Below are 15,379 nucleotides of genomic sequence, written 5' to 3' on the forward strand. Positions count from 1 at the left end.
GTATGGTCGGTAAGAGAGACCAGGAACAACACTATGTTTGAAAAGCGCCATCGTATTACGCTGTTATTCAATGCCAATAAAGCCTATGACCGACAGGTCGTTGAAGGGGTCGGTGAATATTTACAGGCATCGCAACTGGAATGGGACATCTTCATTGAAGAAGATTTCCGCACGCGAATTGAAAATATTAAGGAATGGTTAGGTAATGGCGTTATTGCCGATTACGACGATCCGGAAATTGAAAATCTGCTGATCGACGTTGATGTGCCGATTGTCGGCGTTGGCGGCTCTTTTCATCGCCCGGAATGTTATCCGAACGTTCACTATATCGCCACCGACAACGCCGCACTGGTTGAGAGCGCCTTCCTCCACCTGAAGGAAAAAGGCATCAACCGCTTTGCTTTTTATGGTCTGCCCGCCACCAGTTGCAAAGGCTGGGCGGCCGAGCGCGAGCATGCTTTCCGTCAACTGGTGGCCAGAGAGAAGTATCGCGGCGTGGTGTATCAGGGGCTCGAAACCGCGCCGGAAAACTGGCAGCATGCGCAAAATCGCCTCGCTGACTGGCTGCAAACGCTACCGCCACACACCGGTATTATCGCCGTCACCGATGCCCGCGCGCGCCACATATTACAGGCCTGCGAACTGCTGCATATTCCGGTGCCGGAAAAACTGTGCGTTATTGGCATTGATAACGAAGAGCTCACCCGCTACCTGTCACGCGTCGCCCTGTCGTCCGTTGCCCAGGGCACCCGCCAGATGGGCTATCAGGCGGCAAAACTGCTGCACCGTCTGCTGGAAAACGAAGAGTTACCCCTTCAGCGTCAGCTTATTCCACCGATGCGGGTGATCGGCCGCCGCTCCACCGATTACCGCTCGCTGTCCGATCCGTCAGTGATTCAGGCGATGCACTATATCCGCAATAACGCCTGCAAGGGGATCAAAGTTGAGCAAGTGCTGGATGCCATCGGTATCTCTCGCTCCAATCTTGAAAAACGCTTCAAAGAAGAAGTGGGCGAGACGATTCATACGGTGATCCACAGCGAAAAGTTAGAAAAAGCACGCAGCCTGTTGGTTTCCACCACTCTGTCGATTAACGAGATCTCACAGATATGCGGCTACCCATCGCTGCAATATTTCTATTCGGTCTTCAAGAAAGAGTACGATGTAACGCCGAAGGAGTATCGCGACCGGCATAGCGAAGTGATGATGTAGAACACAAAGAAAAATGCCCGCGCTTACGCGTCGGGCATTAAACCTGTATCAGTGATTACATATGGGCGGCAATCAACCGCTGGTTATCCTGATACATGGCGAAGAGATAGTTGTTGTAACTCGACCCTCTGGTCGAATAGCCCTTCAGCTTATGAATCATCGTGCTGGCGGTCAGCTCTTGATCGGCCTTACGCATTTGCGCCCGCGATTTACGGAACGACGAATAAGCCGGATGCGTATTCAGATTTCTCACATACGCCTGAACGGACTGCTCAATAGAATCAAACTGAGAGTAGCCCTTCATCGCGCCACGACAGTTACCGCCGCCACACTTCATGCCAAACAGATTATTATTAACCCGCGCCAGTTTGGATGTTCCCCAGCCGCTTTCCGCCGCCGCCATCGTTGCCACCATGCTGGTCGGAATAATATCGACGCGCTCAAGCAGCGAGTTCCATGGAATATGGCGAGTATTGCCTGACCACTTCACTTTATAACGTGAGGCGATCTCTTTCAGACGCGCACGCTCAGCCGGCGACCAGCGAACATCGTACTGCTTAGAGACAAGCCAGTTACGATCGGCGGTGATCATCTGGTTTTGCTTCGTAATATAAGGCATTACCGTCCGGAGAAACGCCCTTTTCCTTGGTGTCCCGGAAGGGTATTTTCGCAAATCAGGAAGTGAACTGCTCTTTACACTATTGCGAGAATACTCTTGTTTACTGCTTACCTTACTAACTTTAACGGCACTTTTCTTCTTGATAACTGAGGCTTTATCACTCGTTGTTGCTGTGTGCGTTACTGCCAGCACACTACCTGAAAATAGACAGGTAAATAACATGAGTATCGTAGCCCCATATCGTCGTATGGGAGTCGATATCATTAGGTCTCCTGGTCGGATACACTCATTCCAACGCCTTATTTTTCATAAAAATAGATAAACGAATCGCGAATAGTATCAAAAATACCCAGATCGCGCACCCTCAGAAATAGTCCAATTCTGAAAAGCTGTCACCTGAAATGGATTTCTGCACCGCTATAAAGAGGCAAAAATGCTAGCGCCATCTCATTTTTGCTTATTTTTTGAGCGAGATCACTCACCCCTTTTCATCCTCCCTGAAAAATCGCAGGCGGGATGAGTTCATCAAACGAGCTGACGCGCAAACTGAGCAAAACACCGCTTACAGGAACTCCGGAATGAAACTCGTAGCGCTTGCACCGTTATTGTTGCCTGGGATGGCCTTCGCCGCCTGGACAACCGCCGATTTCCCCGCCTTTACCGGAGAAGGTACCGGCAGATTTATCAGTCAAACCGAGGTAACAAAGGGAACGCGGCCGCTGCGCATTAATGATAGTCAGCAGTGCTGGCAGCCTGCTGGCGCGATAAAACTTAACCAGATGCTCTCTCTGGAGCCCTGTCGTGATACGCCGCCACAATGGCGTGTGTTCCGCGATGGCCGCTATACCCTGGAAGTCGATACCCGCTCGGGTACACCGACCCTGATGATCTCGCTGGCAGAGAAACAGGTTTCCGCCACCGCGCCCCAGTTGAAGCAGTGCCCGAAATGGGATGGTAAACCGCTGACCATTGACGTCAGCAAATCCTTTGCCGAAGGCAGTAAAGTTCGCGATTTCTACAGCGGTAATATCACGACCGTAAAAGGCGGTAAAATTACCCTCCAGCCAGCACTTAACAGCAATGGTCTGCTGCTGCTTGAGCGCGCAGAGACGCAAACCGCCGCGCCGTTCAACTGGCACAATGCGACGGTCTATTTCGTCCTGACCGACCGCTTTGTTAACGGTAATCCGGCTAACGACAATAGCTATGGCCGCCACAAAGATGGCATGCAGGAAATCGGCACCTTCCACGGCGGCGATCTGCAAGGCTTGACCAGCAAACTTGATTATATCCAGCAGCTCGGCGTCAATGCCCTGTGGATTAGCTCACCGCTGGAACAGATCCACGGATGGGTTGGCGGCGGCACCAAAGGTGACTTCCCCCACTATGCCTATCATGGCTATTATCCCCTGGACTGGACAAAACTGGACGCCAATATGGGTACAGAAGACGATCTCCGTCGTCTCGTCGATGAAGCCCACAAGCGGGGGATACGTATTCTGTTCGACGTGGTAATGAATCACACCGGTTATGCGACCCTGGCCGATATGCAGGAGTATCAGTTTGGCGCGTTGTACATTCATGGCGATGAGTTGAAAAAGACCCTCGGCGCCCACTGGACCAACTGGGCGCCTCACGCAGGCCAGAGCTGGCACAGTTTTAACGATTACATCAACTTCAGCGATAAAACCGGATGGGAGAAATGGTGGGGGAAAAAATGGATCCGCACCGACATTGGTGACTACGATAACCCCGGCTTTGATGACCTGACGATGTCGCTGGCCTTCCTGCCGGACGTGAAAACCGAATCTACAGAGCCTTCTGGTTTGCCAAATTTCTATCGTCATAAACCGGACACCGCAGCGAAAGCGATCCCCGGCTATACGCCGCGCGATTACCTGACCCACTGGCTCAGTCAATGGGTTCGCGATTACGGCATCGACGGTTTCCGCGTTGATACCGCTAAACACGTAGAACAGGCCGCCTGGCAGCAATTAAAAACCCAGGCCACACAAGCGCTGGCTGAATGGAAAAGCGCCAACCCGGGTAAAGCGCTGGATAAGGCGCCGTTCTGGATGACCGGCGAGGCCTGGGGTCATGGGGTGATGCAGAGCGATTATTATCGCCACGGCTTTGATGCGATGCTGAATTTTGATTATCAGGATCAGGCGGCAAAAGCGGCAAGCTGCATGGCCAATATGGATCTGACCTGGCAACAAATGGCGGATAAATTGCAGAATTTCAATGTATTAAGCTACATTTCCTCTCACGATACCAGCCTGTTTCGTGAGGGTGGCAGTTCCGCAGCGGAACTGCTGCTACTGGCGCCAGGCGCAGTGCAAATATTCTATGGCGACGAGTCCTCACGGCCATTCGGCCCGACCGGATCCGATCCGCTACAGGGCACGCGTTCAGATATGAACTGGCAGGATGTCAGCAGCAAGGCCGCACGCAGCGTCGCCCACTGGGAAAAACTGGGCCAGTTTCGCGCTCGTCATCCAGCCATCGGCATGGGTAAACAAACCACACTACCGATGGCAAAAGGCTACGCTTTTATCCGCGAATACGGTGATGACAAAGTAATGGTGGTATGGGCTGGACAGCAGTAACTTGCTGCCCCGCGACGCCCCGGCTATCGGGGCGTTTTATCAGAATAAACATCTAAAAATAGACGATATATAAGAATAAAAACAAAGCATCATCCTGATACTTCGATTTGCACACTGTCTGCGCTGGCGTTATGGTTACCCACTTTCCAGGGATACCGATAGACTAATCGCGATGACATTTTCACTTTTTGGCGACAAATTTACCCGTCACTCGGGCATTACCCGCCTGATGGAAGACCTTAATGACGGCCTGCGCACACCGGGCGCTATTATGCTGGGCGGCGGCAATCCCGCACAGATTCCGGAAATGAATGATTACTTCCATAGCCTGCTGGCCGACATGCTAAATAACGGCAAAGCCCTTGATGCGCTGTGCAATTATGACGGCCCGCAGGGTAAAAGCGAGCTGCTCTCCCTGCTGGCGAAAATGCTGCGCGAGGAGCTGAGCTGGGAGATTGGGCCGCAGAATATTGCACTAACAAATGGCAGTCAGAGCGCATTTTTCTACTTGTTTAACCTCTTTGCTGGCCGCCGGGCGGATGGAACTACCCGTAAGGTCCTGTTTCCGTTGACGCCTGAGTACATCGGCTATGCCGATTCCGGCCTTGAAGAAGATCTGTTTGTCGCGACTCGTCCAAATATCGAACTGCTGCCGGAAGGCCAGTTTAAATACCATGTGGATTTCGAGCATTTGCAGGTGACGGACGAGACGGGAATGATCTGCGTCTCCCGTCCTACCAATCCGACCGGTAACGTCATTACCGACGATGAGCTGATCAAGCTGGATGCGCTGGCTAACCAGCGCGGTATCCCGTTGGTTATTGATAACGCCTACGGTGTTCCGTTCCCTGGGATCATTTTCAGCGATGCCCGGCCGCTGTGGAACCCAAACATCGTCCTGTGCATGAGCCTCTCCAAACTGGGTCTGCCGGGTAGCCGCTGCGGGATTATTATTGCCAACGAAAAAACCATCTCCGCCATCAGTAATATGAACGGCATTATTAGCCTCGCCCCCGGTGGTATAGGGCCTGCAATGATGTGTGAGATGATTAAACGCAACGATCTGTTGCGACTTTCGGAGACGATAATTAAGCCGTTCTATTTCCAGCGTGTCCAGGAAACTATCGCCATTATTCGCCGTTATCTACCGGAAGATCGTTGCCTGATCCACAAGCCGGAAGGTGCGATTTTCCTCTGGTTGTGGTTTAAGGATCTGCCCATTTCCACCGAGCTGCTGTACCAGCGCCTGAAACAACGCGGTGTTCTGATGGTGCCGGGCGACTACTTCTTCCCGGGGCTGGATAAGCCATGGCCACATACGCACCAGTGCATGCGCATGAACTATGTGCCAGACCCGGAGAAGATTGAAGCGGGGGTGAAGATCCTTGCCGAAGAAGTTGAACGCGCCTGGCGTGAGCAGGACGCGTAATGACGCATCATGTAGCCCGGAATTGAGGAATATTCCCGGTTTGCGCTACGCTTAACCGGGCTACGGAAACACGTTGCTGGACACTACATCGCCAGCGCCATTCTCTGGCGGCGTTCGGCGCTCATTCTTTCCAGCTCCATCGGCTCCATACAGTGCAGCGCCTGGGTCGGGCATGCTGCCACGCAAGCCGGGCCCTCTTCGCGATGGCTGCACAAATCGCACTTCAGCGCCTGGATGCCCTCATCCATCCACATCACGGTCATCGCCCCGTAAGGACACGCCACCATGCAGCTTTTACAGCCAATACAGCGGCGCTGATCCACCCGCCAGACCGCGTTTTCACGCTGAATTGCACCCTCAGGACACACATTCGCGCAGGGGGCATCCTCGCACTGATGGCACAGCGTCGCAGTCGAGAAACTATCGCTTTTCACCACGCGGATCCGCGGCATAAAGCGCGTTGGGGTTACGCCAGAACAGTCCTGATCCTGCTGATGGGACACCACGCAGGCAACTTCACAGGTACGGCAACCGATGCACTTTTGCGCATCTGCGATAATAAACCGATTCATCCTTGCTCCATTGTGGATAAAAATGCAGAGTGCCAGAAAAAAACCCTCGCGCGCCTTGATCCTGAATGGAGTCAGCCGCTTTTTCTCGCCAATATCCGGGATAAATGGTCATTTGCCTTAGTCTTCTCGCACGGAAAATCCCAACTCACGAGAAATCGCCTCTGCCGTATCACGTAGCGGTTTCAGTAAATTCTTTTCTCCAATCTGCTTGAGGCGTGATGTTGATAAGGAGATGGAAATAGCGTAAGGAACCCGTCGGTGAATATCGAAAACGGGCACCGCCAGACAGGAAACACCAAGCTCGTTTTCTTCCCTGTCCATCGCCATATTACGTTCACGGATCTGCGCTAGCTCATCATACATAGCAGGCAGACCAGTGATGGTATTCCGGGTCAACGGCTGAATAATATCCTGGTGAGAGTTCCAGTAACGTTCAACATAGTCAGGATGGCCGAACGCCATGTAAATCTTCCCCATCGCAGAGCAATACAGCGGCATATGCTGACCGATATAGGCGCGGGTGCGCAGCATGCCGGTGGTCGGCTCCAGCTTATAGATCAGGATGGCATGATCGTCTTCACGGCTGGAGAAGTTGACGGTCTCGCCAGTGGCGATATTCAGCGTCTCAAGATGCGGCGCAGCCACATGAATGATATTCAGCGATGACAGGGCTTTCTGCCCGACAGCGATAAATTTAGTGGTCAGACGATAGCTTCCGGCGGCAGGCGCGGGGGTGACATACCCGCAGGACTGCAATCCCTGTAGCAGTCGATGCACGGTACTTTTGTTCAGCCCTGCCAGTTCAGACAAGTGCGCCAGCGGGCATCCGTTCGGGTAGTTACTGAGGATCTCAATCAGCATCAAACCACGGAACAGGCTCTGACTACCGGCTGGCCTCTCTTTTTCTTGCGTCATTTCGCTCTCTTTTATGCCCATCGCTTCCGCTCCCCTTTTCGTCGCGCTCTGATGGTAGCGCAAAGTGTGTTTCAGTTCACGATCTGAACCAAAAAAACACAACTATTTGATTTTGATGATTTTAAAAAATAGACCACCCCGTTGATCTGTCAAAATTTGATCGCTATATTTGAAATCAGATTTCGCATAGTGAAATTTAAAGATAAAAAAGTGGTCAAAAATAAACGGGAGAAGCAGGAATGAAAGTGACTTTTGAGCAGTTAAAAGAGGCGTTCAATCGGGTGCTGCTGGCGCGCGGCGTTGCGGCGGAAACGGCTGACGCCTGTGCAGAGATGTTTGCCCGTACCACAGAATCCGGCGTCTATTCGCATGGCGTGAATCGCTTTCCCCGTTTCATTCAGCAACTGGATAATGGCGACATCATTCCTGATGCCAGACCGCAGCGCATCACCAGCCTTGGTGCCATCGAGCAGTGGGATGCTCAGCGATCCATCGGCAATCTGACGGCGAAAAAAATGATGGATCGCGCCATTGAACTGGCTTCCGACCACGGCATCGGCCTGGTGGCGTTACGCAATGCCAACCACTGGATGCGCGGCGGCAGCTACGGCTGGCAGGCGGCGGAAAAAGGCTACATCGGCATCTGCTGGACCAACTCTATCGCCGTGATGCCGCCATGGGGGTCAAAAGAGTGCCGCATTGGCACGAACCCGCTGATCGTCGCCATCCCTTCATCGCCAATAACCATGATCGATATGTCGATGTCGATGTTCTCCTACGGCATGTTAGAGGTGAACCGGCTGGCGGGACGTGAGCTGCCGGTAGACGGCGGGTTCGACGATGAAGGCAATTTGACCAAAGAACCTGGCGTGATCGAAAAAAATCGCCGCATTTTGCCGATGGGCTACTGGAAAGGGTCAGGTCTGTCGATTGTGCTGGATATGATCGCCACCCTGCTTTCCGACGGCGCTTCCGTTGCCGAAGTTACCCAGGAAAACAGCGACGAATACGGCGTTTCGCAGATCTTCATCGCTATTGAGGTCGATAAGCTGATTGATGGCGCCACGCGCGATGCCAAACTCCAGCGCATTATGGATTTCGTCACCACCGCTGAGCGCGCCGATGAGAACGTGGCAATCCGTCTGCCAGGCCACGAATTTACCCGGCTGCGGGATGAGAACCGCCGCAACGGCATCACCGTCGATGACAGCGTATGGGCCAAAATCCAGGCGCTGTAAGGAGGCATAGCATGATATTTGGACATATCGCACAGCCCAATCCGTGTCGTCTGCCAGACGCGATTGAAAAGGCGCTCGATTTCTTACGTACCACCGACTTTCGCACGCTGGACCCTGGGATGGTGGAAATCGACGGCAAAAATATTTTTGCCCAGATAATTGATTTAACCACCCGCACTGCGGCTGAAAACCGTCCAGAAGTTCATCGCCGTTATCTGGATATTCAGTTTCTCGCCTGGGGTGAAGAAAAAATAGGGGTTGCCATCGACACCGGTAATAACCAAATCAGCGAATCGTTATTAGAACAGCGCGATATTATTTTCTATCACGACAGTGAACATGAATCTTTCTTTGAAATGGTTCCGGGAAGCTACGCTATTTTTTTCCCGCAGGATGTTCATCGCCCTGGCTGCAATAAAACGGTCGCGACACCCATACGGAAAATCGTCGTTAAAGTGGCAATATCCGCTTTATAAAACGTTATCTTTGGAGCACAACATGAAAACGAACAATACCGGTTATATTATCGGTGCGTATCCCTGTGCACCCTCATTTCACCAAAAGAGTGAAGAGGAAGAGAAGGAATTCTGGCGGCAACTCTCCGATACTCCTGATATTCGTGGGCTGGAGCAACCCTGCCTTGAACATCTTCACCCACTCGGCGACGCGTGGTTATTGCGCCATACGCCAGGCAACTGGCAAATCGTCGTGACGGCGATTATGGAAACCATGCGCCGTCGCGGTGAAAACCGCGGCTTTGGGCTGGCCTCCAGCAATGAAGATCAGCGTCAGGCCTGTGTGGCGTACTATCGCCACCTTTACCAGAAGATCACGACAATCAACGCGGCAAGCGCCGGGAAAGTGATCGCGCTTGAGCTGCACGCCGCACCGCTGGCCGATAACCCAAACGTCGCGCAGGCAACGGACGCATTTGCCCGTTCAGTGAAAGAGATCGCTGGCTGGGACTGGCCGTGCGACCTGGTGCTGGAACACTGCGACGCAATGACCAGCGCCACACCGCGCAAAGGATTCCTGCCTCTGGACAACGTGCTGGAGGTGATTGCCGACTACGACATCAGCGTTTGCATTAACTGGGCGCGTTCCGCCATTGAAGGACGCAACACCACCCTGCCACTAACCCATACGCAGCAGGTGAAACAGGCTGGCAAACTCGGCGCGCTGATGTTCTCCGGTACAACGCAAAGCGGTGAATACGGCGAATGGCAGGATTTACATGCGCCTTTCGCGCCTTTCTGCCCTGACAGCATGATGACGCAGGAACATACCCATGAATTACTGACCTGCGCAGGAACAGACGTTCTGCAATTCACGGGTATTAAGTTACTGGAAATTAACGCTAATGCCGACGTCAGTCACCGCGTAGCGATATTACGCGACGGCATTACGGCATTAAATAACGCCAAATAATAAGACGTTGCCGGATGGCGGCGTAGGTCTGATAAGCAAAACGTCATCAGGCATTAAATAATTTACTTTTCATCGCCAGAATACTTACTTTACGAGAATACGAAGATGAATATGACCTCTCGCCCTACAGAAAAAGATATACCTCGTCAGCGTTGGCTGCGAATTATTCCGCCCATTCTGATTACCTGTATTATTTCTTATATGGACCGCGTGAATATTGCTTTCGCGATGCCTGGCGGAATGGATGCCGAATTAGGTATTTCCGCCACTATGGCCGGTCTGGCTGGCGGGATTTTCTTCATCGGCTATCTGTTCTTACAGGTTCCCGGCGGCAAAATCGCCGTTCACGGCAGCGGCAAGAAATTTATCGGCTGGTCGCTGGTTGCCTGGGCGGTTATTTCCGTCCTCACAGGCTTAATCACCAACCAGTATCAATTGCTTGCCCTGCGTTTCTTACTGGGTGTGGCGGAAGGCGGCATGCTGCCCGTCGTACTGACGATGATCAGCAACTGGTTCCCGGACGCTGAACGCGGTCGTGCGAACGCCATTGTGATTATGTTTGTGCCGATTGCCGGGATTATCACCGCCCCGCTCTCCGGCTGGATAATCACCGTACTCGACTGGCGCTGGCTGTTCATTATTGAAGGTCTGCTCTCTCTCGTCGTGCTGGTGCTGTGGGCGTACACCATTTATGACCGGCCGCAGGAAGCCCGCTGGATCTCCGGGGCGGAAAAAAACTATCTGGTGGAAACCCTTGCCGCAGAACAGAAAGCCATTGCCGGAAGCGAAGTCAAAAACGCCTCTCTCAGCGCGGTCCTTTCCGACAAAACCATGTGGCAACTTATCGCCCTGAACTTCTTCTATCAGACCGGGATTTACGGTTACACCCTCTGGCTGCCAACCATCCTCAAAGAGCTGACCCACAGCAGCATGGGGCAAGTCGGTATGCTCGCCATTTTGCCATACGTCGGTGCGATCGCCGGGATGTTCCTGTTCTCTTTCCTTTCCGACCGCACGGGTAAACGCAAACTGTTTGTCTGCCTGCCGCTGATTGGCTTCGCCCTGTGCATGTTCCTGTCGGTGGCGCTGAAAAACCAAATCTGGCTGGCCTATGCCGCGCTGGTCGGCTGCGGCTTCTTCCTGCAATCGGCGGCGGGCGTTTTCTGGACGATCCCGGCACGTCTGTTCAGCGCCGAGATGGCGGGCGGCGCACGCGGCGTTATCAACGCGCTTGGCAACCTCGGCGGCTTCTGCGGCCCCTACGCGGTTGGCGTACTGATCACGCTGTACAGCAAAGATGCGGGCGTCTATTGCCTGGCGATCTCCCTGGCGCTGGCCGCGCTGCTGGCGTTGTTGCTGCCCGCGAAATGCGATGCGGGTTCGACACCGGCAAAGACAATGAGTCCGTGTAAGCACGCCGCGTAACACCATGCCCGGGGCGCAGCGCTTACCGGGCCTACAAAACCCGTAGGCCGGATAAGCGTGGCGCCATCCGGCAAAAATGAGACATGAAAGATGAGAGAGAAAGAGGCCTTCTGGCTGGGCATCGATTGTGGTGGTACTTATCTGAAAGCCGGTTTGTATGACGCCAAAGGTCATGAGCATGGGATCAACCGGCAGTCGTTACAGACGGCAACGCCACTGCCGGGTTACGCCGAACGCGACATGCACCAGCTCTGGCAACAGTGTGCAGCCACCATTGCCGGGCTTTTGCAGCGTACAGGCATCTCCGGCGAGCAAATTAAAGGCGTCGGTATCTCCGCTCAGGGTAAAGGGCTGTTTCTGCTCGACAGGCAGGATCAGCCGCTGGGCAGCGCCATTCTCTCTTCCGACCGCCGGGCGCTAAAGATTGTCCAGCGCTGGCAGCAGGACGGCATTCCTGAACAGCTTTACCCCGTTACCCGCCAGACGCTGTGGACCGGGCATCCCGCCTCTCTGCTGCGCTGGATTAAAGAGAACGACCCTCAACGTTACGCACAAATTGGCTGCGTGATGATGGGGCATGACTATCTGCGCTGGCGCTTAACCGGCATAAAAGGGTGCGAAGAGAGCAACATTTCTGAGTCCAACCTCTACAACATGAGCAGCGGGCAGTATGACCCGCGCCTGACCCAATGGTTGGGCATCAGTGAAATCGACGATACGCTGCCCCCCATTATGGGGTCAGCCGAAATATGCGGGGAGATCACTGCTCAGGCAGCCGCCATCACCGGTCTGAAGGCGGGCACGCCCGTCGTCGGCGGTCTGTTTGACGTGGTTTCCACCGCGCTCTGCGCCGGTATTGAAGATGAATTCACCCTCAACGCGGTGATGGGCACCTGGGCGGTGACCAGCGGGATCACCGAGGGGTTGCGCGACCACGAAGCGCACCCTTATGTCTATGGCCGCTACGTCAACGACGGGCAGTACATCGTTCACGAAGCCAGCCCTACCTCCTCCGGCAATCTTGAATGGTTTACCGCCCAGTGGGGCGAACTCTCTTTTGACGAGATCAACCAGGCCGTCGCCAGCCAACCGAAAGCGAGCGGCGAGCTCTTTTTCCTGCCGTTTCTGTACGGCAGCAATGCCGGGCTGGAGATGACCTGCGGCTTTTACGGCATGCAGGCGCTGCATACCCGCGCGCATCTGCTACAGGCCATTTACGAAGGGGTGGTGTTCAGCCACATGACCCATCTCAACCGTATGCGCGAACGCTTTACTGAGGCGCACACCCTGCGCGTAACCGGCGGCCCGGCGCACTCCGACGTCTGGATGCAGATGCTGGCGGATGTCAGCGGCCTGCGCATCGAACTGCCGCAGGTTGAAGAGACCGGCTGCTTTGGCGCCGCGCTCGCCGCCCGCGTCGGCACCGGCGTATACCGCAGTTTCAGCGAGGCTCAGCACGCCTTACGGCACCCGGTACGCACGCTGATGCCCGACATGGCCGCACACCGTCTTTATCAGCGCAAATACCACCAATACCAGGATTTGATTCAGGCATTACAGGGCTACCACGCCCGCATTAAGGAGCACGCATTATGAGCCGACCATTACTGCAACTGGCGCTCGACCACACCAACCTTCAGGCGGCGCTTCGCGATGTCGCCCTGTTACAGAACCACGTCGATATCGTTGAGGCTGGCACCATCCTCTGCTTAACCGAGGGGCTGGGCGCGGTGAAAGCGCTGCGCGCCCAGTGCCCGGATAAAATCATCGTTGCCGACTGGAAGGTGGCCGATGCGGGTGAAACGCTCGCGCAGCAGGCTTTTGCCACCGGCGCCAACTGGATGACGATTATCTGTGCGGCGCCGCTCGCCACGGTGGAAAAAGGCCATGCCGTCGCGCAATCCTGCGGCGGTGAAATTCAGATGGAGCTGTTCGGCAACTGGACGCTGGACGATGCCCGCGCCTGGTATCGCACCGGTGTGCGCCAGGCGATTTACCACCGTGGGCGCGACGCGCAGGCCAGCGGACAGCAGTGGGGAGACGCGGATCTGGCACGGATGAAGGCGCTTTCTGATATTGGCCTGGAGCTGTCGATTACCGGCGGCATTACGCCTGCCGATCTGCCGTTGTTTAAAGATATTCGCGTCAAAGCATTTATCGCCGGACGCGCGCTGGCAGGGGCGGCGCATCCGGCACAGGTTGCTGCCGGGTTCCACACGCAAATTAACGCCATCTGGGGAGAGCAGCATGCGTAATCATCCGTTAGGTATCTATGAAAAAGCGCTGGCAAAAGACCTCAGTTGGCCGGAGCGCCTGGTGCTGGCGAAAAGCTGCGCCTTTGACTTTGTCGAAATGTCGGTGGATGAGACCGACGAACGCCTGTCGCGCCTGGACTGGAGCCCCACGCAGCGGGCGTCGCTGGTGACCGCCATGCTGGAAACCGGCGTGGCCATCCCGTCAATGTGCCTGTCCGCGCATCGTCGCTTTCCCTTCGGCAGTCGCGATGAAGCCGTACGCCAGCGGGCGCGCGACATCATGACCAAAGCGATTCACCTGGCGCGCGATCTGGGTATCCGCACCATTCAACTGGCGGGTTATGACGTCTATTACGAAGAACATGACGAAGGTACGCAACAACGCTTTGCCGAAGGGCTGGCGTGGGCGGTGGAGCAAGCCGCAGCAGCGCAGGTGATGCTGGCGGTGGAGATCATGGACACCGCCTTTATTAACTCCATCAGCAAATGGAAAAAATGGGACGCGCTGCTCGCCTCGCCGTGGTTTAGCGTTTACCCGGATGTCGGCAATCTCAGCGCCTGGGGCAACGACGTCGCCGCTGAGCTGAAGCTCGGTATTGACCGCATCGCCGCCATCCACCTGAAAGACACGCAGCCGGTGACAGAGAACAGCCCCGGTCAGTTCCGCGACGTGCCGTTCGGCGAAGGGTGCGTGGATTTTGTAGGCATCTTCAAAACGCTGCATGAGCTGAACTACCGTGGCGCGTTTTTGATTGAGATGTGGACGGAAAAGGCCAAAGAGCCGGTGCTGGAAATTATCCAGGCGCGGCGCTGGATAGAAGCGCGTATGCAGGAAGGAGGATTCACATGTTAGAGCAGTTAAAAGCCGAGGTGCTGGCAGCCAATCTGGCGCTTCCGGCACACCATCTGGTGACATTCACCTGGGGTAACGTCAGCGCCGTCGATGAAACGCGAAAACTGATGGTCATTAAACCTTCCGGCGTTGAATATGACGTCATGACCGCCGACGATATGGTGGTGGTGGAGATCGCCAGCGGCAAGGTCGTTGAAGGCAGCAAAAAGCCCTCGTCCGATACGCCGACGCATCTGGCGCTCTATCGTCGTTATCCGCAGATCGGCGGAATTGTACATACCCATTCCCGCCATGCAACGATCTGGTCGCAGGCGGGTCTTGACCTGCCCGCCTGGGGCACCACGCATGCCGACTATTTCTATGGCGCAATCCCCTGTACCCGGCTGATGACCGTGGAGGAAATTAAAGGGGAATACGAATACCAGACGGGCGAGGTAATCATCAAAACTTTTGAAGAACGCGGTCTGAACCCAATGCAGATCCCGGCGGTATTAGTCCATTCACACGGGCCATTCGCCTGGGGGAAAGACGCCGCTGACGCCGTGCATAACGCCGTGGTGCTTGAGGAGTGCGCCTATATGGGGCTGTTTTCCCGCCAGCTCACGCCGCAGCTACCGGATATGCAGCCAGAATTGCTCGACAAACATTATCTGCGTAAACACGGCGCGAACGCCTATTACGGGCAAAACTGATGCCCGCAGAAGCTTCTCCTGGACAGGACTACAGGCAATATCTGGATTCGTGGGTAAAACAAGGCCCCACTCGCTGTTCGGTAGAAGTGTAGGGACTATCTACATCTAAACTCTCAGCCTCCTCTACAAAAG

Annotated in this window: 14 protein-coding genes; 11 read left to right on the plus strand and 3 right to left on the minus strand. The window is 54.7% G+C overall.

The genetic code is table 11. From position 1 onward, the window contains the following. Window positions 1-33 precede the first annotated feature (33 nt). Window positions 34-1,212 (plus strand): D-xylose utilization transcriptional activator XylR, encoded by a 1,179-nt coding sequence (gene xylR / locus FE839_RS04540; RefSeq protein ID WP_138359572.1) that lies wholly within the window; start codon window positions 34-36, stop codon window positions 1,210-1,212. A 55-nt stretch (window positions 1,213-1,267) separates the two neighbouring features. Here xylR and FE839_RS04545 read toward each other — a convergent pair whose 3' ends face one another. Next, window positions 1,268-2,095, minus strand: coding sequence for a protein bax (locus FE839_RS04545; protein WP_138359574.1), 828 nt, complete (start codon window positions 2,093-2,095; stop codon window positions 1,268-1,270). A gap of 314 nt (window positions 2,096-2,409) precedes the next feature. On the opposite strand from FE839_RS04545, the gene FE839_RS04550 reads away from it, so the two are divergent. Together FE839_RS04550 and avtA are read left to right on the plus strand one after the other, a co-directional pair. Further along, window positions 2,410-4,440, plus strand: a complete 2,031-nt coding sequence (locus FE839_RS04550; protein WP_138359576.1) for an alpha-amylase — start codon at window positions 2,410-2,412, stop codon at window positions 4,438-4,440. Window positions 4,441-4,612: 172 nt separating this feature from the next. After that, on the plus strand, window positions 4,613-5,869 hold the full coding sequence (gene avtA / locus FE839_RS04555) for a valine--pyruvate transaminase (RefSeq protein WP_138359578.1): 1,257 nt from the start codon (window positions 4,613-4,615) through the stop codon (window positions 5,867-5,869). Between the two features lie 83 nt (window positions 5,870-5,952). Here avtA and FE839_RS04560 read toward each other — a convergent pair whose 3' ends face one another. Continuing rightward, window positions 5,953-6,441, minus strand: a complete 489-nt coding sequence (locus FE839_RS04560) for a 4Fe-4S binding protein (RefSeq protein WP_138359580.1) — start codon at window positions 6,439-6,441, stop codon at window positions 5,953-5,955. Between the two features lie 117 nt (window positions 6,442-6,558). Continuing rightward, complete coding sequence (gene yiaJ, locus FE839_RS04565) at window positions 6,559-7,377, minus strand: IclR family transcriptional regulator YiaJ (RefSeq protein WP_138359582.1); 819 nt, start codon at window positions 7,375-7,377, stop codon at window positions 6,559-6,561. 218 nt (window positions 7,378-7,595) lie between these two features. On the opposite strand from yiaJ, the gene yiaK reads away from it, so the two are divergent. The 8 genes from yiaK to araD all read left to right on the plus strand — a co-directional run bounded on the left by yiaK (window position 7,596) and on the right by araD (window position 15,247). Further along, a complete protein-coding gene (gene yiaK / locus FE839_RS04570; protein WP_071259234.1) occupies window positions 7,596-8,594 on the plus strand; it encodes a 3-dehydro-L-gulonate 2-dehydrogenase in 999 nt (332 codons plus the stop codon). Window positions 8,595-8,605: 11 nt separating this feature from the next. Further along, window positions 8,606-9,070: a YhcH/YjgK/YiaL family protein gene (locus FE839_RS04575; protein ID WP_138359584.1), complete on the plus strand. Its 465-nt coding sequence runs from the start codon at window positions 8,606-8,608 to the stop codon at window positions 9,068-9,070. A gap of 22 nt (window positions 9,071-9,092) precedes the next feature. Beyond that, window positions 9,093-10,022 carry a DUF4862 family protein gene (locus FE839_RS04580; RefSeq protein ID WP_138359586.1) on the plus strand — a complete coding sequence of 310 codons (930 nt, stop codon included), beginning with the start codon at window positions 9,093-9,095 and terminating at the stop codon, window positions 10,020-10,022. 105 nt (window positions 10,023-10,127) lie between these two features. After that, window positions 10,128-11,447, plus strand: a complete 1,320-nt coding sequence (locus tag FE839_RS04585) for an MFS transporter (RefSeq protein ID WP_138359588.1) — start codon at window positions 10,128-10,130, stop codon at window positions 11,445-11,447. A 90-nt stretch (window positions 11,448-11,537) separates the two neighbouring features. Then, window positions 11,538-13,043: an FGGY-family carbohydrate kinase gene (locus tag FE839_RS04590; RefSeq protein WP_138359590.1), complete on the plus strand. Its 1,506-nt coding sequence runs from the start codon at window positions 11,538-11,540 to the stop codon at window positions 13,041-13,043. Further along, complete coding sequence (gene ulaD, locus FE839_RS04595; RefSeq protein ID WP_138359592.1) at window positions 13,040-13,702, plus strand: 3-keto-L-gulonate-6-phosphate decarboxylase UlaD; 663 nt, start codon at window positions 13,040-13,042, stop codon at window positions 13,700-13,702. Before FE839_RS04590 ends, ulaD begins: the two co-directional genes overlap by 4 nt. After that, window positions 13,695-14,555, plus strand: a complete 861-nt coding sequence (locus FE839_RS04600; RefSeq protein ID WP_138359594.1) for an L-ribulose-5-phosphate 3-epimerase — start codon at window positions 13,695-13,697, stop codon at window positions 14,553-14,555. The genes ulaD and FE839_RS04600 overlap by 8 nt, the downstream gene beginning before the upstream one ends. Further along, the gene (gene araD, locus FE839_RS04605; RefSeq protein ID WP_138359596.1) at window positions 14,549-15,247 is read left to right on the plus strand and encodes an L-ribulose-5-phosphate 4-epimerase; all 699 of its coding nucleotides are present in this window, start codon (window positions 14,549-14,551) and stop codon (window positions 15,245-15,247) included. The genes FE839_RS04600 and araD overlap by 7 nt, the downstream gene beginning before the upstream one ends. Window positions 15,248-15,379: the final 132 nt, after the last annotated feature.

The organism is Klebsiella indica (assembly GCF_005860775.1).
GTDB classification, from domain to species: domain Bacteria; phylum Pseudomonadota; class Gammaproteobacteria; order Enterobacterales; family Enterobacteriaceae; genus Klebsiella; species Klebsiella indica.

What these genes read in the sequence shown, in the direction of transcription:
- FE839_RS04560 (WP_138359580.1), bottom strand. Translation starts at nt 6,441, where the DNA reads ATGAATCGGTTTATTATCGCAGATGCGCAAAAGTGCATCGGTTGCCGT.
- araD (WP_138359596.1), top strand. Translation starts at nt 14,549, where the DNA reads ATGTTAGAGCAGTTAAAAGCCGAGGTGCTGGCAGCCAATCTGGCGCTT.
- yiaK (WP_071259234.1), top strand. Translation starts at nt 7,596, where the DNA reads ATGAAAGTGACTTTTGAGCAGTTAAAAGAGGCGTTCAATCGGGTGCTG.
- FE839_RS04600 (WP_138359594.1), top strand. Translation starts at nt 13,695, where the DNA reads ATGCGTAATCATCCGTTAGGTATCTATGAAAAAGCGCTGGCAAAAGAC.
- yiaJ (WP_138359582.1), bottom strand. Translation starts at nt 7,377, where the DNA reads ATGGGCATAAAAGAGAGCGAAATGACGCAAGAAAAAGAGAGGCCAGCC.
- FE839_RS04580 (WP_138359586.1), top strand. Translation starts at nt 9,093, where the DNA reads ATGAAAACGAACAATACCGGTTATATTATCGGTGCGTATCCCTGTGCA.
- FE839_RS04575 (WP_138359584.1), top strand. Translation starts at nt 8,606, where the DNA reads ATGATATTTGGACATATCGCACAGCCCAATCCGTGTCGTCTGCCAGAC.
- xylR (WP_138359572.1), top strand. Translation starts at nt 34, where the DNA reads ATGTTTGAAAAGCGCCATCGTATTACGCTGTTATTCAATGCCAATAAA.
- FE839_RS04550 (WP_138359576.1), top strand. Translation starts at nt 2,410, where the DNA reads ATGAAACTCGTAGCGCTTGCACCGTTATTGTTGCCTGGGATGGCCTTC.
- FE839_RS04545 (WP_138359574.1), bottom strand. Translation starts at nt 2,095, where the DNA reads ATGATATCGACTCCCATACGACGATATGGGGCTACGATACTCATGTTA.
- FE839_RS04585 (WP_138359588.1), top strand. Translation starts at nt 10,128, where the DNA reads ATGAATATGACCTCTCGCCCTACAGAAAAAGATATACCTCGTCAGCGT.
- ulaD (WP_138359592.1), top strand. Translation starts at nt 13,040, where the DNA reads ATGAGCCGACCATTACTGCAACTGGCGCTCGACCACACCAACCTTCAG.
- FE839_RS04590 (WP_138359590.1), top strand. Translation starts at nt 11,538, where the DNA reads ATGAGAGAGAAAGAGGCCTTCTGGCTGGGCATCGATTGTGGTGGTACT.
- avtA (WP_138359578.1), top strand. Translation starts at nt 4,613, where the DNA reads ATGACATTTTCACTTTTTGGCGACAAATTTACCCGTCACTCGGGCATT.